The 21,199-nt window shown below is 66.0% G+C and carries 16 protein-coding genes and 1 tRNA gene; 11 read left to right on the top strand and 6 right to left on the bottom strand.

Going from position 1 to position 21,199, the window contains the following annotated elements:
* Window positions 1–3,033: 3,033 nt before the first annotated feature.
* Both OZN62_RS10840 and OZN62_RS10835 read right to left on the bottom strand, forming a co-directional pair.
* Window positions 3,034–3,120 (bottom strand) — tRNA-Leu (locus OZN62_RS10840).
* Window positions 3,121–3,229: 109 nt separating this feature from the next.
* Window positions 3,230–4,120, bottom strand: coding sequence for a zinc-ribbon domain-containing protein (locus OZN62_RS10835; RefSeq protein WP_269099742.1), 891 nt, complete (start codon window positions 4,118–4,120; stop codon window positions 3,230–3,232).
* Window positions 4,121–4,286: 166 nt separating this feature from the next.
* Between OZN62_RS10835 and ftsE the strand changes: the two genes are divergently transcribed.
* The 4 genes from ftsE to OZN62_RS10815 are packed head-to-tail and all read left to right on the top strand — an operon-like array spanning window position 4,287 to window position 7,154.
* Window positions 4,287–5,009, top strand: a complete 723-nt coding sequence (gene ftsE / locus OZN62_RS10830; RefSeq protein ID WP_269099741.1) for a cell division ATP-binding protein FtsE — start codon at window positions 4,287–4,289, stop codon at window positions 5,007–5,009.
* Window positions 5,009–5,929 carry a cell division protein FtsX gene (locus tag OZN62_RS10825; RefSeq protein WP_269099740.1) on the top strand — a complete coding sequence of 307 codons (921 nt, stop codon included), beginning with the start codon at window positions 5,009–5,011 and terminating at the stop codon, window positions 5,927–5,929. The genes ftsE and OZN62_RS10825 overlap by 1 nt, the downstream gene beginning before the upstream one ends.
* On the top strand, window positions 5,926–6,453 hold the full coding sequence (locus tag OZN62_RS10820; RefSeq protein WP_269099739.1) for a YdcF family protein: 528 nt from the start codon (window positions 5,926–5,928) through the stop codon (window positions 6,451–6,453). The genes OZN62_RS10825 and OZN62_RS10820 overlap by 4 nt, the downstream gene beginning before the upstream one ends.
* Entirely contained in the window at window positions 6,450–7,154 is a 705-nt protein-coding gene (locus tag OZN62_RS10815) for a lysophospholipid acyltransferase family protein (protein ID WP_269099738.1), read from the top strand. Before OZN62_RS10820 ends, OZN62_RS10815 begins: the two co-directional genes overlap by 4 nt.
* Here OZN62_RS10815 and OZN62_RS10810 read toward each other — a convergent pair.
* Complete coding sequence (locus OZN62_RS10810) at window positions 7,151–7,882, bottom strand: hypothetical protein (RefSeq protein WP_269099736.1); 732 nt, start codon at window positions 7,880–7,882, stop codon at window positions 7,151–7,153. The two genes, OZN62_RS10815 and OZN62_RS10810, sit on opposite strands and share 4 nt — an antisense overlap.
* 61 nt (window positions 7,883–7,943) lie before the next feature.
* Between OZN62_RS10810 and OZN62_RS10805 the strand changes: the two genes are divergently transcribed.
* From OZN62_RS10805 to OZN62_RS10780, 6 genes are all read left to right on the top strand, one after another.
* A complete protein-coding gene (locus OZN62_RS10805) occupies window positions 7,944–8,837 on the top strand; it encodes an MBL fold metallo-hydrolase (protein ID WP_269099733.1) in 894 nt (297 codons plus the stop codon).
* Window positions 8,838–8,915: 78 nt separating this feature from the next.
* On the top strand, window positions 8,916–12,023 hold the full coding sequence (gene putA / locus OZN62_RS10800; protein WP_269099731.1) for a bifunctional proline dehydrogenase/L-glutamate gamma-semialdehyde dehydrogenase PutA: 3,108 nt from the start codon (window positions 8,916–8,918) through the stop codon (window positions 12,021–12,023).
* 142 nt (window positions 12,024–12,165) lie between these two features.
* Window positions 12,166–13,107, top strand: a complete 942-nt coding sequence (locus tag OZN62_RS10795; RefSeq protein WP_269099728.1) for a hypothetical protein — start codon at window positions 12,166–12,168, stop codon at window positions 13,105–13,107.
* Window positions 13,108–13,185: 78 nt separating this feature from the next.
* Entirely contained in the window at window positions 13,186–13,740 is a 555-nt protein-coding gene (gene dcd / locus OZN62_RS10790; protein WP_269099725.1) for a dCTP deaminase, read from the top strand.
* An 86-nt stretch (window positions 13,741–13,826) separates the two neighbouring features.
* Window positions 13,827–14,684: a cadherin repeat domain-containing protein gene (locus tag OZN62_RS10785; protein ID WP_269099723.1), complete on the top strand. Its 858-nt coding sequence runs from the start codon at window positions 13,827–13,829 to the stop codon at window positions 14,682–14,684.
* Window positions 14,684–15,280 (top strand): nuclear transport factor 2 family protein, encoded by a 597-nt coding sequence (locus OZN62_RS10780; protein ID WP_269099721.1) that lies wholly within the window; start codon window positions 14,684–14,686, stop codon window positions 15,278–15,280. The genes OZN62_RS10785 and OZN62_RS10780 overlap by 1 nt, the downstream gene beginning before the upstream one ends.
* Before the next feature lie 90 nt (window positions 15,281–15,370).
* Here the strand turns inward: OZN62_RS10780 and OZN62_RS10775 are convergent, their stop codons facing one another.
* Together OZN62_RS10775 and gltX are read right to left on the bottom strand one after the other, a co-directional pair.
* Entirely contained in the window at window positions 15,371–17,557 is a 2,187-nt protein-coding gene (locus tag OZN62_RS10775; protein WP_330848743.1) for a TonB-dependent receptor, read from the bottom strand.
* Window positions 17,558–17,647: 90 nt separating this feature from the next.
* Window positions 17,648–18,979 (bottom strand): glutamate--tRNA ligase, encoded by a 1,332-nt coding sequence (gene gltX, locus OZN62_RS10770; protein ID WP_269099718.1) that lies wholly within the window; start codon window positions 18,977–18,979, stop codon window positions 17,648–17,650.
* Between the two features lie 121 nt (window positions 18,980–19,100).
* Here gltX and OZN62_RS10765 point away from each other — a divergent pair, with 121 nt between their 5' ends.
* Complete coding sequence (locus tag OZN62_RS10765; RefSeq protein ID WP_269099716.1) at window positions 19,101–20,666, top strand: hypothetical protein; 1,566 nt, start codon at window positions 19,101–19,103, stop codon at window positions 20,664–20,666.
* Between the two features lie 4 nt (window positions 20,667–20,670).
* Here the strand turns inward: OZN62_RS10765 and OZN62_RS10760 are convergent, their stop codons facing one another.
* Window positions 20,671–21,123: a DNA-directed RNA polymerase subunit beta' gene (locus tag OZN62_RS10760; protein WP_269099715.1), complete on the bottom strand. Its 453-nt coding sequence runs from the start codon at window positions 21,121–21,123 to the stop codon at window positions 20,671–20,673.
* Between the last annotated feature and the right edge of the window lie 76 nt (window positions 21,124–21,199).

The raw sequence follows: 21,199 nt of genomic DNA, 5'->3' as shown, positions 1-21,199 counted from the left end.
GGTTCGCCCCGTCGATGTCGGCCGTGTTGGCGTTGACATAGGGGTATGCCACCTCAGCGTCCGCCGCCATCGTGGAGCTGGGCAGCTGCAGGGCCAGCGTACCGCCGCTCGCGATGGAGAAGCTGTCGACGTTGACCGACGACGGGCCGCTGTAGGACGGGTTGTTGTTCGGCTGGTCTGCCAGGTGCAGCGTACCGTCGCTGGCAACCGACAGGCTGCCCACCAGTGGTCCGACCGGACCGGCCGCAGCGATAATGTCGCGATCGATGCTGGCCGTGATGGTGTCGAAGTCGACGCCGTTGGTTTCTTCCGGCGGGTTCACCGTGCCGTCGAGGAACAGCGTGCCACCGGCAACGGTGATCGTATCGTCGTCGCTCAGCAGGATGTCGCCATAGACGTGGCTGCTACCGGAGAAGGCGAGCGCGACGGGAACCGGTGCGTCCTGCACGTCGATCGCCGTACCGTGCTGCCAGGTCGCCCCGCCATCCACGCTCTCGCGAGCGATGATGGTGCCACCATCGCTGGTGATCGACATCAGGTCCATCTCACCCGGTACCAGCGGCGAGTCCTCGAAGGTTTCGACAAGGATGCCGGTCGCCTCGGAGACGCCGCCATCGGTCACCGCCGACACGCTGATCGTGCCCGAGTTGGTGAGCGCGACGTTGTTCGACACCGAGACGAAATAGAGGCCGATGGCTTCTGCGAAGGCGTTGGGCTCGCCAACGTCCTGCGTGGTCATCACCATGCCGCCGGCCAGGTCTCCGCCGGTGGCGGTCGCGGTCACGTCGATCGTGCCGCTGTTGACGACGGTGCCGGACAGGGCGTTGGTCCAGGCTTCCCACGGATCGTCAGGCTCATCGCCGTCATGGCCTTCGCCGCCACCGCCGCCCTGGCCGCCGCCGCCGCCGTGGCCACCGCCGTGGCCGGAACCCTCATCGGGCGGCAGCTGCGTCGGGTCGATGTCGGCGAAGAAGCCGAGACCGCCGGCGAATGCCTCGGCAAAGCCATCCGACGTGGCAGTCGAAGTTACGGTGAAGGTTCCCGAATTGTCGGCGGAAATCGCCAGCGGTTCGGCAGTCGCGGTAAAGCCGATGGCTTCGGCGCCGGCAAAGGCACCCTCGGTGCCGGTCGCAGTTGCCGTTGCATCGACGGCGAAATCACCGCCGTTGCCGAAGACCGAATTGGCCCCGACCGTGGCGATCATTTCCTGCACCACGCCGATGGCTTCGGCATAGGCGAGGCCGACCGCACCATCCGCAACGGCATTGGTGCCGACGGAGAAATCGCCGGTGTTGCCGAAGTCGAGCGTCGCTTCTCCGCTGATCTCGCCCTGCTGCACGACGGCGCCGCCGATAAAGGCAACGGCCTCGCTGAAGGCGACAGAGGTGGCGGTGGCAGAGGCGTTGAAGCTCAGGCTGCCGCCGTTGTCGATGCTGGCAACGCCGGTGCGGCCGATGAAGCTTTCCGGTCCGCCGGCCTCGACGATCTGGTGGATCGCGCCATTGGCGTAGCTGACCGCCAGGGCACCGCTATTGTCCGGGATCACATCCTGCGTTGTCGCGGTGTCATCCGGCACCGGGATGCCGGTGGACGTGGCCGTCGAATTGTAGGCGAAGGACATCGCGCCGTCATTGACCAGCGTGACCGTCATCGTGCCGTCGTCCTGACCGCTGGCCTGGGCTTTCATGACGATGCCGCCACCCTTTTCGTCGTGCTCGCCGGAGAAGGCATCGCCGCCAATGGCGAAGGCTTCGGCAAAGCCCGGCGCAGTGGCCACGGCAGTGGCCATCGCGTCGAACGTGCCGCCGCTCTCGTTGGTGAAGGTGACATCGGCCGAATCGAGGCCGACGCCGTTGGCGGCCCCGCGGACATGCACGAGGCCGTGCTCGCCGCCGCCCGTGGTAGCCTGGGCATAGGCATCGGCATCGTTGCTGGTAGCCAGCGCACTGCTCCAGGCCGTCACGCTGCCCGAATTGCTGTAGTCGGTGCTGACCGCACCATCGCCGGCACCATTGGCCTGCGCGCGCATGAACAGCGCTTCCCGCACATCGGCGGTGGCAACTGCTTCGCCGTCGGCGGTAGCCGTGGCATCGGCAAAGGTTTCGAACGTGCCGGTGTTTACCCCGGTCACCTGTGCGGTACCGTTGCCGCCGCCCTCGACCGTGGCTTCCTGGTGCAAGGCGCCGTCGACCTCGGCATTGGCAGTGGCCGACTGCCCGTCATTGCCCTGCGCCAAGGCCAGGGCACCGACCGTGAGCGAACCGTTGTTGGCAAGATAGATATCAAGGTCGGCTTCGGGTGCGGTCAGGATCTGGCTTACCGCATCTTCGACATAGGCGACCGCCGAAGCCGGAGTCCCCTCGCCCGAGACCGCGGTGGAGTCGGCAATGATGCTGAGCGTGCCGTCATTGACCAGGCTGAGGGAAAGCGGGGGCTCGAGCGCCTGCACCGTGACAGTGTGATCGTGATCCTCGTCCTCGACCATCAGGTGCTGGGTGAAGGTGCCACTGGGTACATCGATCACGAAGGACTCGGCGGAAGGCGATCCGGTGGTCGTGACACCGGTCTCCAACGTCTCCCCGGCTTCCAGCGTGGCATCGGCGGGAAGGTCTTCACCGGGCACGACGGTCTGCGTTCCCCCGTTGGCCAGCGCCGTACTGGCGATGCACAACGACAGCACCGAAGCGCTTGTCGTCAAGGTCGATCGAATCCGGGTCTTCATGTGAGTTCCTTCCCTGTCTTCCGCGTGCGAGACTCCGCACATTAGGCAGGGCTATTTGACCGTCACGGACGTTACTAACATTGATTAGGATCAACAAACTCAAGCAAAGCAGTCATTTACGGGAATCACGAAAGCAACGATCTTGCGTCGACCGCAAATCGCCCGGAATTGACCGGCGCGGTAGCGAGGCGATTTCAGGCCACCTTTGACAGGTACTGCGCGGCCCGCGCGCCGCCAGCGCCTGAGCGCAATTGCGACCAGCCCGCCCCGCCGCGGGGACAGCCCGGAATGTCAGATTTTCGGAGAAATGATGGTGCGGTCGAGAAGACTCGAACTTCCACGGCCTTTCGGCCACAACGACCTCAACGTTGCGCGTCTACCAGTTCCGCCACGACCGCACATCGATACAGAAGGGCGGGCCAGCGGCCCGCCTCGGTAGGAGCGCGCCCCTAGCAAGAAGGCACCTGTGCTGCAAGCGATGAAATCGCGACTTGCGCGGCGGCAGTGCTACTCGGGTTTCCAGCCGAATTCGGCGAAACGCGCGCGGCGGGGAATATCGGTCACGGCCTCGTTGATGGTCACCGTCTCGCCCGGCGCCAGCGTGCGCTGCGGCGGCGGCACTTCCCAGCTGTAGACGATGGCATCGCGGCTATCGCGCAGGACGATCAGGATGGTCGGGATGTCACGCGTCTGGGTGCCGATATTGGTAATGCGTCCGCTCGCCCCGAAGAACTCGGTACCATTGGGTAACTGGCGGCGTTCCTGCTCTTCGGGAGGGAAATCCAGCTGCAGGTCGGGCTGGTCGGCGGCGAAGGTCGGACGTTCGACCGGCACCCAGTCCGGCAGGCCCCAATAGCTGACCGCGAAGATCGTCCCTGCCGCGACGATGGCGAAGATGGCCGCCGCCCAGGTCCACATGCGCAGCGGGTTGCGGCGCGGGCGGAACATCGGGTCGGGATCGAAATAGGACCCTTCAGCCTCGTATTGCTCATGCTCCTCGACCACCGGCGGCGGGGCAACCTCGCTGTCCGCCTGCGGCAGGTCGGGCAACGGCTCCTCTTCCGGCTCCTCGGTGGCGACGGGTTCCGGGGCCGGCTCTGGCTCAGCAATTGGCGCAGGTGCAGGTGTCGGCTCGGCTACCGGCGCTTCCGCAACCGGCTCCGGCGGAGGTGGCGGTGGCGGGGCGGGCGCTGCTGCCGGAGGCGGCGTCGGCGTCGGCGTGGGTGTCGGAGCAGGCGCCGGCGCCGGGGCCTCGCCTCCCGGCGCGCCGGGCACGTGCGGGCCATCCTGGAACCAGCTGTGCCGGCACTTGGCACAGCGCACGGTTCGGCCTTCGACGCCGATGGCGGTATCGGGCACGACATAGCGCGTCGAGCAGGCGGGACACTGGATAATCATCGTAACTACCGCAGTTTCCTACGCCTCGCATGCACGCAAGGGCAAGCTAACGCAGCCGTATCAAGGGCACAGTTCCGCCTTTTTTCCACAAGCACCAGCGCATATAAGCATGGTGAATGTCTCGCTTACCCTTCCCGTCGTCATCTAGAGCGCCTAGCTAGCGGCCATGAGCGGCCACGAGGATTCAATTGTCCAGTTCGACAATGTCGGGCTGCGTTACGGCACCGACAAAGAGGTGCTGAGCGACATTTCCTTTACGCTCTATCCCGGCAGCTTCTATTTCCTCACCGGCGCCAGCGGCGCGGGCAAGACCTCGATGCTGAAGCTGCTCTACCTCGCCCAGCGGCCGTCGCGCGGAGCCATCCGCATGTTCGGGCACGATCTGATCACCCAGCCGCGCCGCAACCTGCCGGACTTCCGCCGCCGGATCGGCGTTGTGTTCCAGGACTTCCGACTGATCCCGCACCTTACCGCCTTCGACAATGTCGCGCTGCCGCTGCGCATTTCGGGCATGAGCGAGAACGAGATCCAGAAACCGGTGGCCGACATGCTGGAGTGGGTCGGGCTGGAGCACCGCATCGATGCCCGCCCTGCCACGCTTTCGGGCGGCGAACAGCAGCGCGTCGCCATTGCCCGCGCGGTTATCGCCCGACCGGAAATCCTGGTGGCCGACGAACCGACCGGCAACGTCGATCCCGATATGGCAGTGAAGCTGCTGCGCCTGTTCGAGGCGCTGAACCGGCTGGGCACCACGGTGGTGGTCGCCACCCACGACGTCCACCTGCTGCGCAAGGTGCCCGATTCCCTGATCATGCGGCTCGACAAGGGCACGCTGTCCGACCCCACGGGGGCTCTGCGTTACCCGCCAAAGCGCGAGGTGATGGCCTGATGGCACTTGCAGGACTGATCCGCCGTGGAGCACCGCGCTTCGGCAGCGAAAGCGCGCGCATGTTGCCGCAAGCGCGCATCGCTGGCCCGATGCCGTGGGTCATGGCGATCATGATCGCGCTGACGGTAATGGCGGCCGGCGCGGGCCTCGCGCTCCACAATGTCGCGACCAATGCCCGGACGGAGATCGCCGGCGGCATCACGGTCCAGATTGTCGAGGGCGCGCCGGCTGAGCGCGAGCGGCAGGCCGAACAGGCGGTCGCTTTCCTGACCGCGCGCGACGATGTCGCCTCGGTCCGCCGCGTGCCCGATGCCGAGCTTGCCGCACTGCTCGAGCCATGGCTGGGTGAAGCGGCCACCGGCGAGGCCGCCGTCCCCACGCCCGCGCTGATCGACGTGCGCCTATCCGGTCCCGTCACGGCCTTGCGCCTGCGCGAATTGCGCGCCGAACTGGTGGCCGAGGTGCCTTCCGCAAGACTAGACGCGCAGGCGGGCTGGCTGGCACCGGTGTTCAACGCGATCCGCTCGCTGCAATATCTCGCCATCGGCCTGGTCGTGCTGCTGGCCGCCACCAGCGTGGCCGCCGTCTGGCTGGCGGCGCGCAGCGCGCTCGGCTCCAACCGCGACACCATCGACGTGATCCACCATCTTGGTGGAACCGACGGGCAGATCGCCCGCATCTTCCAGCGTTCCATCGGCATCGACGCCGCGCTGGGCGGCGTGGCCGGGCTGGCGCTTGGGATCGGCGCGATCTTCGTGCTGGGCCAGCAATTTGCCGCCTTGGGATCGGGCCTGGTCGCCGGGGGAACGCTGGCGACGCGCGACTGGCTGGTGATCGGTGCCGTACCGGTGGCGGGCGTGATCCTGGCCATGCTCACCGCGCGGCTGACCGTCGTCGGTGCCTTGCGGAGGATGTTATGATCCGCCGCATCATCGCCGTTCCGGTGATCCTGTGGGCATTGGGCTTCCTGTGGTTCGCCATCGCCCTGCCCCAGCCTGCGCCGCAGTCGCAGACTGATGCCATCGTCGTGCCGACCGGCAGCGGCGGACGCATCCAGCGCGGGCTGGAAATGCTACAAGTCGGCGCTGCCGAACAGATGCTGGTGACCGGCGTCGACACCACGGTGCAACCGGGCGAATTCCAGGCGCAGTTCGATGTGCCCGACCGGGTGATGAACTGCTGCGTCACGCTTGGCTTCTCCGCGCTCGACACCCGGGGCAATGCCCGCGAGACGGCAGAGTGGCTGGAGGACCGGGGCTACAGCTCGATCCGGCTGGTGACCGCAGACTGGCACATGCGCCGCGCCGCCGCAGAACTCAGCGAGCAACTGCCCGACACCGTCAGCGTCACCCGCGATGCCGTTCGCTCGGAAGCTAGCTTCGGCACGCTATTTCTGGAATATCACAAGCTTATTGCTGTCTGGACGTTACAGGCCCTCGGGTGATCTACCTTCGCAACATTGCCTTCTACGCCGTATTCTATCTCGGCTCGATCATCTGCGTGACGGGGGCGGTGCTGGCTGCCTTTATCGCGCCATCGGGCATCCGCTTCTGGCCCGACACCTGGTCGAAGCTGCACCACTGGGCCTGTCGCAGGCTGCTGGGGATCACCATCGTGGAGACCGGCCAGCAGCCGACTTCGCGCGCCTTTTACGCGATCAAGCACGAGAGCTTCTTCGAGGCGATCAACCTGCCGACGATGTTCGAATTTCCCGCGCTGTTCGCGAAACAGGAATTGTTCGATATTCCCGGCTGGGGCACGGCGGCGCGCAACTACGGGGTCATCCCGGTCGCCCGGCAGGAAGGGGCCAAGGCGCTGCGCAGCATGATCCGCGCAACCAAGCCGCTGCTGGAGCACGAGCGTCCGATCGTCATCTTCCCCGAAGGCACCCGCGTCCCGCATGGTACGCGCCCGCCGCTGCAGGCGGGGTTTGCCGCCCTCTACAAGCTGCTGAACCTGCCGGTGGTGCCCGTCGCCATCGACAGCGGCCCGCTGTACCAGCGCGGCCTGAAGCGGCCCGGCACCCTGACGATTCATTTCGGCGAGCCCATCGAACCGGGGCTTCCGCGGGAAGAGATCGAGGCGCGCGTCCATGCCGGCATCAACGCGCTGAACAAGCCGAACGAAAGCCAGCCGGCCGGCTAGCCCGCGATCAGCGCGACGGTTTCGTCCAGCCATTGGCGGGCGTCCTTGCGCTCGCCCACGTCGGCCACGAATTCCTGTCCGCGCGCGACGCTCTGCAGGCGGCCATCCGCATGCCAGCGATCAGGCTTGTGGTGATAGCTCAGCCCCGTTTCGTGCAACCATTCCGGGACGCGCCACATGCTCGGCGGGCCTTCGGGGACGGTCAGGCGCAGGGTGTCATGCGCACGGCTGGCCGTGCGTCCTTCCCCGGCATAGACGACGTCGTTAGACGCATGCAGGCCGATCGCGTGCGGCACGCCAATCGCGGCCAGTTCCTGCAATCGGGTGGGCGGCGCGTCGACCAGCGGGACGACCTCCTCGATCTTCAGGTAGCCGAACACGCGGTGGTGCGGCGCCCCGCCCTCGGCGCGGAACAGGCCGAAGAAGACGAAACAGTCACCCTCGGTGACGCCTTGCCGCTCCAGGTGCGTCTGCGCCGCGCCACATTGGCCCAGCAGGGCGCGGCCGTTCTCGCGGAACATCGGGTCGTGATGGCACAGGTCCGCCGCGCCCAGCTTGCCGCGGCTGGCCTTCGAGGCATGCTCGCCCAGGCCCAGGTCGCCGTAGGTCGTGCGCGACAGCTCGCCATTGGCGGGGATCGGCAGGCTGAGCGGTCGCCCATCGACGATCGGCGAGGGGCCGCCACCCGCCGCGCTGTCGAAACCCTTGCGAGAGAAGATGATCCGCATCGCGCAGCGCCTAGCGCGCCAGCCGCCGCGAGGCTAGGATCGCGTCCGAGGGGAGAGGACAATGCCGCCAATCACGCTGGGCCGGATGCGCATCCACAAGGTGCTGGAGATGGAATCGCCAACGCCGATGAAGGAGCAGTTGCCCGGCGTGACGCCCGCCGACATCGCCCGGCTACAGAGCTGGTTCGACCTTGGCGATGGCGAGTTCGGCAAGGACGCCGAAAGCTCGCTGATGACGCTGTCGATCCATTCCTTCGTGATCGAGGTCGACGGGCAGACCATCCTCGTCGACACCTGCGACGGCAATCACAAGGACCGGCTGGTGGAAGCGGTGCACCAGCTGGACACCGACTATCTGGGCAACCTGCGCCGCGCCGGGTTCGCACCGGAGGACATCGACCTTGTCATGTGCACGCACCTGCACTTCGATCATGTGGGCTGGAACACCCGGCTGGAGGACGGGAAATGGATGCCCACCTTCCCCAATGCCAAATACCTCTTCGGCCGCCGCGACTACGAATACTTCCAGCAGGAACCGCCGGGCGAGGAAGCCCACCACGCCAGCTTCATCGACTCCATCGTCCCAGTGATGGATGCAGGCCAGGGCATCATCGTGGACGAGAACCACGTCGCGCACCGCGAGATCGGTGACGGCGTGTGGCTGGAACCCGCCTTCGGCCACTCGCCCGGCTGCTGCACCATCCACGGCAAGGCGGATGCCGGCGAAGCGATCTTCTGGGGGGACGTGATCCACCATCCGATCCAGCTGATCCGTCCGGACCTGCCCTTCGCCTTCGATGCCGATCCGGCAGAGGCCAGCGTCACCCGGCAGCGTATCCTGCGCCGCGCGGCGGAAGAGCAGCTGCTCTGCCTGCCGGCGCATTTCCGCGGCACCAGCGCGGGCCACGTCCACGTCGACGGCGACGCCTATCGCTACCAGTGGGTGCCCGGCTGACGCGCAGTTAACTCGCCTCGCCCCGCCTGCGATGCGACTTCACTTGATTACCCTTGTTACCATGTGCAAGTGCGCCGCATGGCTCTCGATAGAACCGCATTGCGCGATGCTTACCGGCAGGACGAGGAAGCCTGCCTCGAACTGCGCCTGGAACAGGCTGGTGCGATCACCAATGTCCACGAAAATGCTGCCGCCACCGCAACGCAGCTGATCGAGGACGCGCGCCGCAAGGAATCCAGCGGACTGGACGCCTTTCTGGCCACTTACGGGCTCGATACCGAGGAAGGCATCGCCCTGATGTGCCTCGCCGAAGCGCTGCTGCGCGTGCCGGACGAGGAAACAGCCGACGCGCTGATCCGCGACAAGGTCGCCTCGCAGGACTGGGCCGAGCATGTCGGCGAATCGGGCAGCGTCTTCGTCAATGCCGCCACCTTCTCGCTGATGCTGACCGGCGAAGTGCTGAAGGGCGGCACGCGGCAGGAAAAGGGCCTCGCCAACGCGCTGCGCCGCGCCACGGGCCGCATGGGCGAACCCGTGATCCGCAAGGCCACCAGCCAGGCCATGCGCATCATCGGCGGCCAGTTCGTCTACGCCCGCACCATCGACGAGGCGATGGACCGCGCCAAGCCGGAGAAGAAGCGGGGCCTGACCCACAGTTTCGACATGCTCGGCGAGGCGGCGATGACCTTCGAGGATGCCGAGAAATATCGCCAGGCCTACGAGCGCGCGATTGCGCGGCTGGCGAAGGAACCGGGCGATGTTCACACCGGGCCGGGCATCTCGGTCAAGCTCTCCGCGCTCTACCCGAAATATGATTTCTTCCATGCCGAGGCGGCGATTGCCGCGCTGGTGCCGATCGTGCGCGATCTGGCGCTGCAGGCGCGCGAGGCGAACATCCACTTCACCGTCGACGCCGAAGAGGCCGAGCGGCTGGAACTGAGCCTTGATATCATCGAGGCGCTGGTGGCCGACGACGACTTGTTCGACGATGGCACGCCGCAGGGCTGGGAAGGCTTCGGCATGGCCATCCAGGCCTACCAGAAGCGCGGCGTTCCGCTGTGCCGCTGGGCCGCCAAACTGGCGCGCAAGCATGATCGCAAGCTGTTCGTGCGCCTGGTCAAGGGCGCCTACTGGGATGCCGAGATCAAGCTGTCGCAGGTCGGCGGGTACAAGGACTACCCGGTCTTCACCCGCAAGCTGGGCACCGATGTCTCCTACCTCGCCTGCGCCAGCGAGCTGCTGGCGGCGGACGATGCCATCTACCCCGCCTTCGCCACCCACAATGCCTATACCATCGGCGCGATCAAGGCGCTGGCTGGCAGCAAGCAGTTCGAGTTCCAGCGCCTCCACGGCATGGGCGAGGACATCTACTCCGCGCTCGCCGCGATGGAGGGCGCCCAGCGCACGCCGGTGCGCATCTACGCCCCCGTCGGCGGACACAAGGAACTGCTCGCCTACCTGGTGCGCCGCCTGCTGGAGAACGGCGCCAACTCCAGCTTCGTCAACCGCATGGCCGATGCCGAGGTGCCAGTGGCAGAGCTGGTCACCAACCCGGTGGCGGACCTGGCCGCGCTCACCCCGCGCCGCAATCCGGCGATCCCGCTGCCGCTGCACATCTATCCCAACCGCCGCAACTCGCTGGGTGTCGACCTCGCCCATCCGCCCGAACTGGAGGAACTGCGCAAGTGCCTGGCGGTGTGGCGCAAGGATCATCCGGTCGCTCACCCCACCCTGCGCGCAGAGGTGGACGGCGAACTGATCCCCGTCCACGCCCCGCAATCGGGCAAGGTCGTCGGCGAATACATGCCCGCCAGCCAGCGCGACATCGACCTGGCGCTCGCCCGCGCGGTCGCGGCGCAGCCAGAGTGGGACGCGTTGGGCGGTGAAGCTCGCGCGCAGCTGCTGATCAAGGCGGCGGACCTGCTGGAAGAGAACACCCCGCGCCTGATGGACCTGTGCCGCCGCGAGGCAGGAAAGACCATGATGGACGCCGTGCTGGAAGTGCGCGAGGCAGTCGACTTCCTGCGCTACTACGCCTGCGAGGCACGCATGCTGTTCGGTGCGCCGCAGCCGCTGCCCGGCCCCACGGGGGAGCAAAACCTGCTCCGCCTGCACGGGCGCGGAGTCTTTGCCACCATCAGCCCGTGGAACTTCCCGCTGGCCATCTTCATGGGGCCGACCGCCGCGGCGCTGGCCGCGGGCAACACCGTGCTCGCCAAGCCGGCCGAGCAGACCCCGCTGATCGCTGCGCTCGCGATTGACCTGTGCCACGAGGCCGGCATTCCCAAGGATGTGCTGCAATTCGTGCCGGGCGACGGCGCTGTGGGCGCTGCGCTCACCAGCGATCCGCGCATCGCCGGGGTTGCCTTCACCGGTTCCACCGCCACGGCCCATGCCATCAACCGCTCGCTGGCCGCGCGGCCCGGCGCCATTGGCACCCTGATTGCCGAGACCGGCGGCCAGAACGCCATGATCGTGGATTCCAGCGCCCTGCCCGAACAGGTAACGCGCGACGTGGTGGCCTCTGCCTTCCAGAGCGCGGGCCAGCGCTGTTCGGCACTGCGCGTGCTCTACCTGCAGGACGACGTGGCGGACGAGATGCTGCACATGATCAAGGGCGCGTTCGAGGCACTGGTGATCGGCGACCCGGCCGACTTCGCCACCGATGTCGGCCCGGTGATCGATGCCGAAGCCCGCGCCAAGCTGCAGGCACACGTGCAGGAAATGCACGAGGCGGGCTACCCGGTCTGGCGGCGGTCGATGCCTAAGGAATGCGAGAACGGCCATTTCTTCGCCCCGACGATCATCGAGGTGTCATCGATCCTCGACATCGACGAGGAGCAGTTCGGCCCGATCCTGCATGTCGCACGCTACCCGGCGGGCGGCATGGCGAGAGTGCTCGATGACATCAACGCCACCGGCTACGGCCTGACGCTGGGGCTGCACAGCCGCATCGACGAGACGCGCCGCTTCGTCGAGGCGAACGCGCGGGTGGGCAACTTCTACGTCAACCGCAACCAGATCGGTGCGGTGGTGGGCAGCCAGCCGTTCGGGGGCGAGGGCTTGTCGGGCACCGGCCCCAAGGCCGGCGGCCCGCACTATGTCACCCGCTTCGCCACCGAGCGGGTCACCACCATCGACACCACTGCGGCGGGCGGCAACGCCAGCCTGCTGGCTGGGGGATAATTCACTGGCGAAGTGGCGGGACGGAACAAGCGTTCCGAACAATGGGGAGTGTAGCCAAGCTGCTTGGCGTGCCTGCCCTTGAACGATCCGTCCTGCCATGCTCTGCTTCTGCCACCGGTTGCCGGTCTGGGGGACAAGCAGCATGAAGCACTTCGTAATCGCGTTCGCACTGGCGTCGGGCCTGTCGGCCTGTTCTTCAGAGTCGACCTCCGAATCCGACCAGGTCGAGGTGCCGCAGCCCAATGTCCTCGAACTGCAAGTAGAGGGCTTGTCTTTCACCGGGCCGGACACGATCAACTCGGGCTGGACCACCATCCGCGTCATCAACGAAGGGGGCATGACGCACCATGCGCTGGTCTACCGCCTGCCTGACGGCATCACCGCGGAGATGGTCGACGAATTGGTGGTGGAACCGATCCAGGCGAGCCTCACGGCTGCCATCGCGGGTGATTTTGAGACGGCAGCCGAGATTTCTGCGACGATACCGGCCTGGGTGGCCGACCTGGTCTGGCTTGGCGGGCCGGGCATGATGTCCGACGGTGTCACCGGCGAAGCCACCATGTTCCTCGAGCCGGGCAACTACATTGTCGAATGCTACGTCAAGACCAATGGCATTCAGCACAATTACAATCCCGTGCCGGGCGAGTTCGGGATGGTCTTCCCCCTCACGGTGCTCGCCGAAGACGGCGGCATGGCCGAGCCCGACGCCAACGTGACGCTGACGATCACCAACGATGGCTACGAAATCGCTGGCGGTGCATTCGTCAGCGGCGACAATTCCGTGCGCGTGAATTTCGCGGAGCAGCGCCGCTACAACGATTTCGTGGGGCACGATGCACATCTCTTCCGCATCGACGAGGATACCGATGTCGAGGCGGCAGCGGCCTGGCCCGACTTCTTCCCGATCGACGGCCAGCAGACCCCGGCACCTGCGCAGTTCGTGGGCGGGATTCACGACATGCCGCAAGGCGCGACAGGCTATTTCCGGGTCAACCTGCAGCCCGGCGACTACGGCATCACTGCGGAAATTCCCGATGCCGTAGAGAGCGGGTTCTTCACTCGCTTTACCGTCGAGGGCGAATAGGACCGGACCGGACCGGAAAAGGGGAAAGTTCTCCCCGCCGGGCTTGCTCCCCGCCCCTACATGGGGAATCCCTCGTCCATGGCGATTCTTTCCGACAAGTGGATCCGTACCCAGGCGCTCGAACACGGCATGATCGAGCCTTTCGTCGAAGCGCAGCGGCGCGAGGGGAATATCTCCTACGGCCTCTCCAGCTTCGGCTACGACGCGCGCGTCGCGCCGGAGTTCAAGATTTTCACCAATGTGAATTCCGCCGTGGTCGATCCCAAGGATTTCGACGGCGCCAGCCTGGTCGATCGCGAGACCGATGTCTGCATCATCCCGCCCAACTCCTTCGCGCTGGCCCGGACGGTGGAATATTTCCGCATCCCGGACGACGTGCTGGTGATCTGCCTGGGCAAGAGCACCTATGCCCGCTGCGGGATTATCGTGAACGTGACTCCGCTGGAGCCGGGCTGGGAAGGTCACGTGACGCTGGAATTTTCCAACACCACGCCGCTGCCGGCCAAGATCTACGCCAACGAGGGCGCGTGCCAGTTCCTGTTCCTGCAGGGCAACGAACGGCCCGAGATCACCTATGCCGACCGGGCGGGCAAGTACATGGGCCAACGCGGCGTCACGCTGCCCAAGCTCTAGGTTCACTGATACCGTTGCGAACACCCTAGGCAGTCGCCGCACAAGCCATTAGCATCGTGCGAAATCGGCCAAGGGAGAGGGTCCGCATGTCACTCTACAAGATTACCGCCGCGCTTGCCGCTACCGCCATGCTTGCCGGTTGCGGGAGCGACTCCTTGGCGACCAGCACGGCCAATCAACCGCCGACCTTTACCAACGCCAACTTCGCGATCGACTATCCGGAAAACAGCACCGACACCATCATCACTCTGGCCATCAATGACGAGTCAGCCGCCAGCGTCGTCATTACTCTGGGCGGACCCGATAGAGCGCTGTTCACGATCAACAATGGCCGTGACCTCAACTTCATCAACCCGCCCGACTTCGAGACCCCGCTCGATCAGGGCACCGACAACGTTTACGAGGTAACCGCCACGGCCACCGACTCGCTCGGCCGGTCCAGCACGGTGAACATCACCGTGACAGTGACCGATATTGCCACGGCCCAGCGATTCATCGATCCGGTATTCGATACCGCCACCTCGCTCGGCACGGTGGCCATGTCCACGCCTTCGGGCAACAAGCCCGTCAGCTTCATCGCACCTTCGGGCGATACCCTGATGGCAAGACCGCTGGTGATCGTCGGCGGCGGCGAACTGGCGGCGGCACAGGCGATGGCGGGCGATTTCGCCCTGCGCGGATACGTCGTCGGACTTACCGGCACGCAGGCGCCGGGCGATCTTGCCGCGCTGGCCACGGCATTCGGCGACGGCGCCTTCGGCCAGCTCGGCATCGATGCCTCGTCAATCGCCGTGGCCGCACCGGGCGATGCCCGCTTCGGGCAGCAATTGCAGGCGGTATTCGCCAGCAGCAACGTGCCGACCCATGCCTTCGCCACGGATGCCACCTCGGCTTATGCGGCGTCGGTGCAGTTTCACGAAGCACTGGTGGAAGGACGCCGCTGATGGCTGACATGGAAGCGTTGCTGGCGCGGATCGAGGCGCTGGAAGCCCGCGCGCAGGCGGCAGAGGACTATCGTGACCTCGTCAACCTGCAGGGCGCCTATGGCTACTATGTCGACAAGGGCATGTGGGACAAGGCAGCGGACCTGTTCGCCAAGGATGGCACGCTGGAGATCGCCGGACGCGGCGTCTATGTCGGGCAGGACCGGGTACGCGCTTATCTAAAGTGCCTGCCCGAATACCAGGACGGCACCATCTTCAACCACATGCAGCTGCAACCCGTGCTGCATATCGACAGCGCGGCGGGTACCGCCAAGGGCCGCTGGCGCACGCTGATGATGGTCGGGTTCCTTGGCAAGGAAGGCCGCTGGGGCGAAGCGACTTACGAGAACAGCTATGTCCGCGAGGACGGGCGCTGGCGCATCGCCAGCCTGCACGGCATCATCAATTTCTACGCCGAATACGACGAGGGCTGGCACCGCGGCGGCGTGCCGCTGCTGCGCTCCACCGAAGGTTTGCAGCCGGACCGGCCGCAGAGCTTCGAATACGAGGCGCATCCCAAGGCGGTGATCGCCCCCTTCCACTACGACGAGGTGTAGGAGACGCAACGGCCGCCCGCAGCGGGCGCAGCTATGCTGCGCGTCTAGCGAGGACGCTCCGACCGAGGTCGGAGCGAAAAACAGACAGGCTCAGAAACTCGTACGCACCGACAGCTTGAAGTTACGGCCCGGCAGCGGGACGAAGTCCTTGGTGAAGCTGGTCGCAAGGCGACCCTCCTCGTCGAACAGGTTATCCACCTGCGCCAGCACGGTGAGATTTTCCGATCCTTCGAACGGGTGCCAGGCCAGCGACAGGTTCACATGGGTGAAGCTGTCGGTCGGCGTCTCCATCGGCGCGACGCGCGTCTGCTCGTCGTTCCATTCGACTTCGGCGCGCAGGTCGAAGTGACCGGTCTGTGCTTCGAGCGCGCCCGCCAGGCTCAGCGGCGGGATGCGCGGCACCGGCGTACCATCGGACAGGGTCGCCTTGGTGTAATCGCCGCGCAGGTCACCCAGCAGGGTGAAGCTGCCGTTGTGGATCAGCGGGAAGCTTACCTGTCCCTCGAAGCCCCATTGGTCGGCATCCTGTTGCAGGAAGCGATAGACATCCAGCCCGTCTTCCTCGGCACCGGTGGCGGAGAGGTAGATAAACCCGTCGAACCAGTTGCGGTAAAGACTGGCGTTGACCTGCACAGAGCCGAGCTCGCCGCGCACGTATCCCTCGACACCCCAGGCACCTTCGGAATCGAGTGTGTCATTGCCGATTTCGAACTGCTGGGTGGCGATGTGCGGTCCGTCAGCGAAGAGTTCTTGCGCCGAGGGAGCGCGCTCCGCCCTGCTCAGGTTCAGGCCGGCACGGAAATCGTCGAACAGGATGTAGGACAGGCCAACCGCACCCGAAACGGTGTCGAAGCTGCGCTCGCGATTGAAAATGCCTTCGCTGACCGAGGTGTTCTCGTAGCGGCCACCCAGTTCGACTTCGAGGCGGTCGAAATCGAGTTCCTGCAAGGTGAACAGGGCGAAGTTTTCGGTAACGCTCGGCGGCACGAAGGCCTCGGCGCCGATGGCTTCGAAATCGACGTGCGAATATTGCGCGCCCATCGAGCCACGCCAGTGGTCGCGGCGCGACTGCACCAGCTCGATGCGGCCTTCCACGCCCTGCACGTCGAAGACCGTGCCGGTCTCGACGCCCTCGAATTCGGTGTGGGTGTAGTCGGACCAGCCCCAGCGGGTTTGCACATGGTCGAAGAAGCCGTCGCCCAGGTCCAGCTGGCCGCGCAGGTCCACCCGGTAGCGCTTCAGGCCGATCGAGACCGGCTCGTCACCGTGTTCGTGTCCTTCCTCTTCACCCTCGTGATCTTCGTCATGGTCTTCATCGTGCTCGTCCTCTTCCTCGCCGTGCACGTGGCCCACGCCCGGCAGGCCGGGAATGCCATAGCCGGTGTCGTAGTAGTCGAAGGAGATCCCGATGTTGTTCTCGCCGGAGAACCAGGCGAGGCCGGTGCCGAGCGAGGTCGCGTCGGTCCAGCTATTGGGCAGCACGTCGCGCGTATTGGCGCCCTCGCGCAGCTCTTCGGCCTCCTCGAGGTGGCCTTCTTCCTCTTCCTCGGCCGCGTCGGCGAGCAGGTCCGCCCGCAGTTCGGGCGAAGCGGCGAAGCCGGGAATCTCGATGTCGTCGGTGTTGCGATAGGACCCGTCGAGGTGGAAGGCGAAGCCGCTTCCCAGCGGCAGGTCCAGCGACACCCCGCCTTCGCGCAGGTTGGCAGCGCTGTCGACGCCGGCCAGCGCGTCGATGTGGAAGGCCTCTTCCGGCAGGCGCGGCGGGATGCGCTTGGTGATCACGTTCACCGCGCCGCCGATCGCGGAGCTGCCGTAAAGCAGGACCGCCGGGCCGCGCAGCACCTCCACCCGGTCGGCGATCAGCGGATCGACCGACACGGCGTGGTCGGCCGAGGCGCCCGAGGCGTCGAGCGAACCGACCCCGTCGGTCAGCACCCGTACGCGCTCTCCGCCGAAGCCGCGCAGCACCGGGCGCGAGGAACCGGGCGCGAAGCCGCTGGCCGAGGCGCCGGGCACCTGGTCGAGCATGTCGCCGATCTGGCCCGCGCTCTGACGTTGCAGTTCGATGCCGGAAACAACCGAGCTGCCCGCCACCATGTCCAGCCGGTCGATACCGGCGGCGCTCACCACGATGACATTGTGGAAGTCATCGGCGGTCGAGCGTGGTGTCGCTTCGTCCTCGGCGGGTTCCTGGTCGGCGGGGTCGGCATCCTGGGCGAGCACGGGCAATGGCCACGCGGCTGCGCAGAGCAGGAGAGTGGTCAGGGTCTTACGCATGGGGGGACATTCAACTCTTGTTGACACAATATATCATGGCCCATCTAGGGGCCGCCGCGCGGACGTCAAGTGACTTTATCTCATTTAGCGTCAGGCCGTGGCGGCGGCGCGAAGACGGGTGCGCGCCTCGTCCTCGCCGATCAACGGCAGCAGTTCGCCCATGTCGGGACCGTGGTCCATTCCGGTCAGTGCCTGGCGCAGCGGCAGGAACAGCGCCTTGCCCTTGCGGCCGGTGCTGTCCTTCAGGGTAGCGGTGAGATCCGCCCACGGCGTGTCCGACCACGCCAGCGCGTCGGCGGCAGTGGCAAGGTAGGCCCGGGTCTCTTCATCGAATTCGCGCGCCTCGATCGGCCCGGTGACCAGCTTCCACCAGTCCTGCGCCTCGCCGACAGTCTGCAGGTTGGGCCGGATCGCGTGCCAGCCGGCCTCGTCCATGCCATCGGGCAAGCGATCCGCCACGGCAGAGTATTCGAGCTGGTGCACGATGGCGGCGTTGATCCGCTCCAGCTCGGCGTCGTCGAACTTCGCCGGGGCGCGGCCGAAGGTCGACAAATCAAATGTGTTTACAAGCACTTCCCGCGCAGCAATCGGTTCGACCGGCTGGCTGGTTCCAAGCCGCGCCAGCAGCGCGATGAGTGCTTCGGGTTCGATGCCGCGTTCGCGGAAGGCATCGCAGCCGAGCGAGCCGAGGCGCTTGGACAGCTTGCCTTCGCGGCCGACCAGCAGCGCCTCGTGCGCGAAGCGCGGCGGCGGGGCGCCGAGCGCGGTGAACATCTGGATCTGCACCGCCGTGTTGGAGACATGGTCTTCCCCGCGCAGCACGTCGGTAATGCCCATGGCGATATCGTCCACGCAGCTGGGCAGCATGTAGAGCCACGATCGGTCCGCGCGTCGGATCACCGGATCGGAGAGCTGCGCGGCATCGAACTTCTGGCTGCCACGCACGCCGTCGTCCCAGGCGATGGGCTCGTCATGGTCCAGCTTGAAGCGCCAGTGCGGGGCCACGCCTTCCGCTTCCTTCGCTGCGCGCTGCTCTTCGGTGAGCTGGAGCGCGGCCCGATCGTAGATCGGCGGCAGTCCGCGACCGAGCTGGATCTTGCGCTTCAGTTCCAGTTCCTGCTGCGTTTCATAGGCGGGATAGATGCGCCCGGCCGCGCGCAGCTGTTCGAACGCCTCCTCATACAGCGCCATGCGCTGCGACTGGCGTTCCTCGCCATCGGGCGACAGGCCCAGCCATGCCAGATCGGTGCGGATCGCCTCGACATACTCCTCGCGGCTGCGCTCTGCATCGGTGTCGTCGATGCGCAGCAGGAAGCGCCCACCGCGCTTGGCGGCCAGCATCCAGTTGTGCAGCGCCGTACGGATGTTGCCGACATGCAGGCGGCCGGTGGGCGAAGGCGCGAAACGCGTAACGGTGGTCATGGAGGCTGCGGTTACCCCCGTTGGGGATAGCGGACAAGTCGCAGCCGAAACGGCTTGTGTTTTGGCGTTTTCCAGCGATGGTAGGTGACTGGGATCAAAGGAACTCTAGGGGTCTTTCCGAATGAAGAAGTGGATTGCCGCCGCGGTGCTGGCCGCGAGCGTGATGAATGCCGGTGCCGCACAGGCGCAGGGCCGGGAGCCGTCGCTGTACCTGCGCTGCGATGGGGAGCCCAACAACATGACCGGTGGCGAGCAATTTGCCCGCTTCCTGGGCGCGATCACCCTGCTGGGCATCTTCGCGCCCTCGCCCGAAAGCCCCGACCCCGATGCCCGTCTGTTCGGCGGGGGCGGTGTGGATGCCTGTACCCAGCTGATCGACGGCGAGGACGGCGAAGGCAATCCGGTGCGCCGCGTGCCGCTGATCCTGGCCCGCGCGCTGCACTATGTCGAAATGCGCAATTACGAAGCCGCGCTGGCCGACGTCGCGCGCGCCCGGGCGGAGGCGGCAGCAGCGGACCTGATCGGCAATCCCTATTTCGATCGCTCGATGGGCCTGTCCTTCAACAACATCGAAGCCGCCGTGCACTTGCGCATGGGCAATCCGGAACGGGCACGCGACGTCTCGCTCTCGTCGATTGCCGACATGCGCTATTCCTTCGTGCCGGGCCTGTATGCGAACGACTTTGGCCGCTTCCTGAAGGACATGTCGCCCGAGGCGGAAATCCGCAACCACGTGGCCGGGCAGATCATGCCGCAGTTCCTGCTGACCTATGCCGGGCGACTGGACGAGGTCGGCCGGTTCGACGATTCGGCCAAGGTCTACGAGGCGTTCATCACCGTAGTGGATTCGCTTGGTGATGGGCCACGCGCCTCGGCACCCTATGCCCGTGCAGCCATCGCCCATGCGCTGGGCGGCAACTGGGAAGCCGCAACAGAGTGGGCCGATCGCGCGCGCAGCAACATGAACCACCGCATCGCCGAGGGTCAGCCGGAAGACAACAGCTCTTCCATCGTCGAACTGCTCGACCTGTTCACCGTGCTGCAGCAGGCGAACGACGGCGACGTGAAGGCCGCGCGCCGGATGTATTCGGCCCGCTCGCAGTGGACCGTGCCCAGCTTCGGCTCGGTGCTGGAAGTGAACCGTCTGCTCAGCCGTGGCGCGCAGCCGGACGAGTTGATCGGCGCGCTCTCGCAGACCGCCGACGAACTGTGGCAGCAACGCTATGATGAACTGATGGCCATCGAGCTGCAGGACGACACCGAGAACGACGACCTGTTCGACCTGATCGTCGACTATGCCAAGGTCGACGAGTTCGAGGACCGCGCGCGCAATACCCACCGGGTCGAGCGCAGCCGCATGATTACCGACGAGCCCGACGAGGACGGCCACTATGCGATCACCGCGACCGGCAGCATCCAGTCGGCCATCGACTCGATCGTGCTGCACGCCGCCTTGCAGGCGCAGCATCGCGGGAAGCAGGGTTTCACCATGCTGCTTACCACCCCGCAGCCGGGCTATGGCGGGCCGATCACCATCGCCTTCGTCCAGTTCGTAGACCCGGGCGAAGACAATGCGCACGACATCCTCTTCATCCCGGCTGCCGATGTGATCGCCGAGCTGGGAGAGGTCATCCCGACCCGCGACGAGGTTCGTGCGCGGGAGCGGGAGCGCCGACGCAACCGTTAGGGCGTTACGCCAGCTCCGCCATCACGGCAGCAGCTGCGCCATAGAGCCGTTCGTGCCGTTCTCGACGGACCAGTCCCTCGAGAACGGCCGCAAACTGTTGCCGGTCCCCCGCGAGGACGGCGCTGGCCATGTCAGCGAGCACCGCTTCGTCAGGCGATAAGGCATGGCAGCAGGGGCGGTTGACCATGACGTTTTCCGGCCAGGCCTGCGAGCCTGCCTTGGCGAGGTCGAGCACGGCCTTGGCCGCAGTGATCGAGCCAAGGCGACGGGTCAGTTCCACTAACGGATCGCAGTTGCCTTGCATGGCCGCCGCCATCAGCCGGATCGCCACCACCAGCGTCACCACCGGTTCCGCATAGTCATGGATCTTCCGCGGGCGAGCGAGGTCGGCGACGATGGCATTCCGGAGCGGTTCGTCGCAGGCGGGAAGTGCGTTCGGGCGGGCAGGCTGGTGCATCGACATCCTCGTCACTCTGGCGTTTCGATTCGATGCCAGACTAATCGCCGCCAATGTTATTGCAAGTGATTTGCAT

The sequence above is a fragment of the Aurantiacibacter sp. MUD11 genome (assembly GCF_026967575.1).
Taxonomy (GTDB): Bacteria; Pseudomonadota; Alphaproteobacteria; order Sphingomonadales; family Sphingomonadaceae; genus Alteraurantiacibacter.
This window is presented reverse-complemented; position numbering and strand designations above follow the sequence as displayed.

Excerpts from the sequence above, each read along its gene's own strand:
- OZN62_RS10780 (WP_269099721.1), top strand. The coding sequence starts at position 14,684 with ATGGCTGACATGGAAGCGTTGCTGGCGCGGATCGAGGCGCTGGAAGCC.
- OZN62_RS10760 (WP_269099715.1), bottom strand. The coding sequence starts at position 21,123 with ATGCACCAGCCTGCCCGCCCGAACGCACTTCCCGCCTGCGACGAACCG.
- OZN62_RS10805 (WP_269099733.1), top strand. The coding sequence starts at position 7,944 with ATGCCGCCAATCACGCTGGGCCGGATGCGCATCCACAAGGTGCTGGAG.
- OZN62_RS10825 (WP_269099740.1), top strand. The coding sequence starts at position 5,009 with ATGGCACTTGCAGGACTGATCCGCCGTGGAGCACCGCGCTTCGGCAGC.
- OZN62_RS10775 (WP_330848743.1), bottom strand. The coding sequence starts at position 17,557 with ATGCGTAAGACCCTGACCACTCTCCTGCTCTGCGCAGCCGCGTGGCCA.
- OZN62_RS10820 (WP_269099739.1), top strand. The coding sequence starts at position 5,926 with ATGATCCGCCGCATCATCGCCGTTCCGGTGATCCTGTGGGCATTGGGC.
- OZN62_RS10765 (WP_269099716.1), top strand. The coding sequence starts at position 19,101 with ATGAAGAAGTGGATTGCCGCCGCGGTGCTGGCCGCGAGCGTGATGAAT.
- OZN62_RS10810 (WP_269099736.1), bottom strand. The coding sequence starts at position 7,882 with ATGCGGATCATCTTCTCTCGCAAGGGTTTCGACAGCGCGGCGGGTGGC.
- gltX (WP_269099718.1), bottom strand. The coding sequence starts at position 18,979 with ATGACCACCGTTACGCGTTTCGCGCCTTCGCCCACCGGCCGCCTGCAT.
- OZN62_RS10795 (WP_269099728.1), top strand. The coding sequence starts at position 12,166 with ATGAAGCACTTCGTAATCGCGTTCGCACTGGCGTCGGGCCTGTCGGCC.
- ftsE (WP_269099741.1), top strand. The coding sequence starts at position 4,287 with ATGAGCGGCCACGAGGATTCAATTGTCCAGTTCGACAATGTCGGGCTG.
- OZN62_RS10785 (WP_269099723.1), top strand. The coding sequence starts at position 13,827 with ATGTCACTCTACAAGATTACCGCCGCGCTTGCCGCTACCGCCATGCTT.
- OZN62_RS10835 (WP_269099742.1), bottom strand. The coding sequence starts at position 4,120 with ATGATTATCCAGTGTCCCGCCTGCTCGACGCGCTATGTCGTGCCCGAT.
- dcd (WP_269099725.1), top strand. The coding sequence starts at position 13,186 with ATGGCGATTCTTTCCGACAAGTGGATCCGTACCCAGGCGCTCGAACAC.
- putA (WP_269099731.1), top strand. The coding sequence starts at position 8,916 with ATGGCTCTCGATAGAACCGCATTGCGCGATGCTTACCGGCAGGACGAG.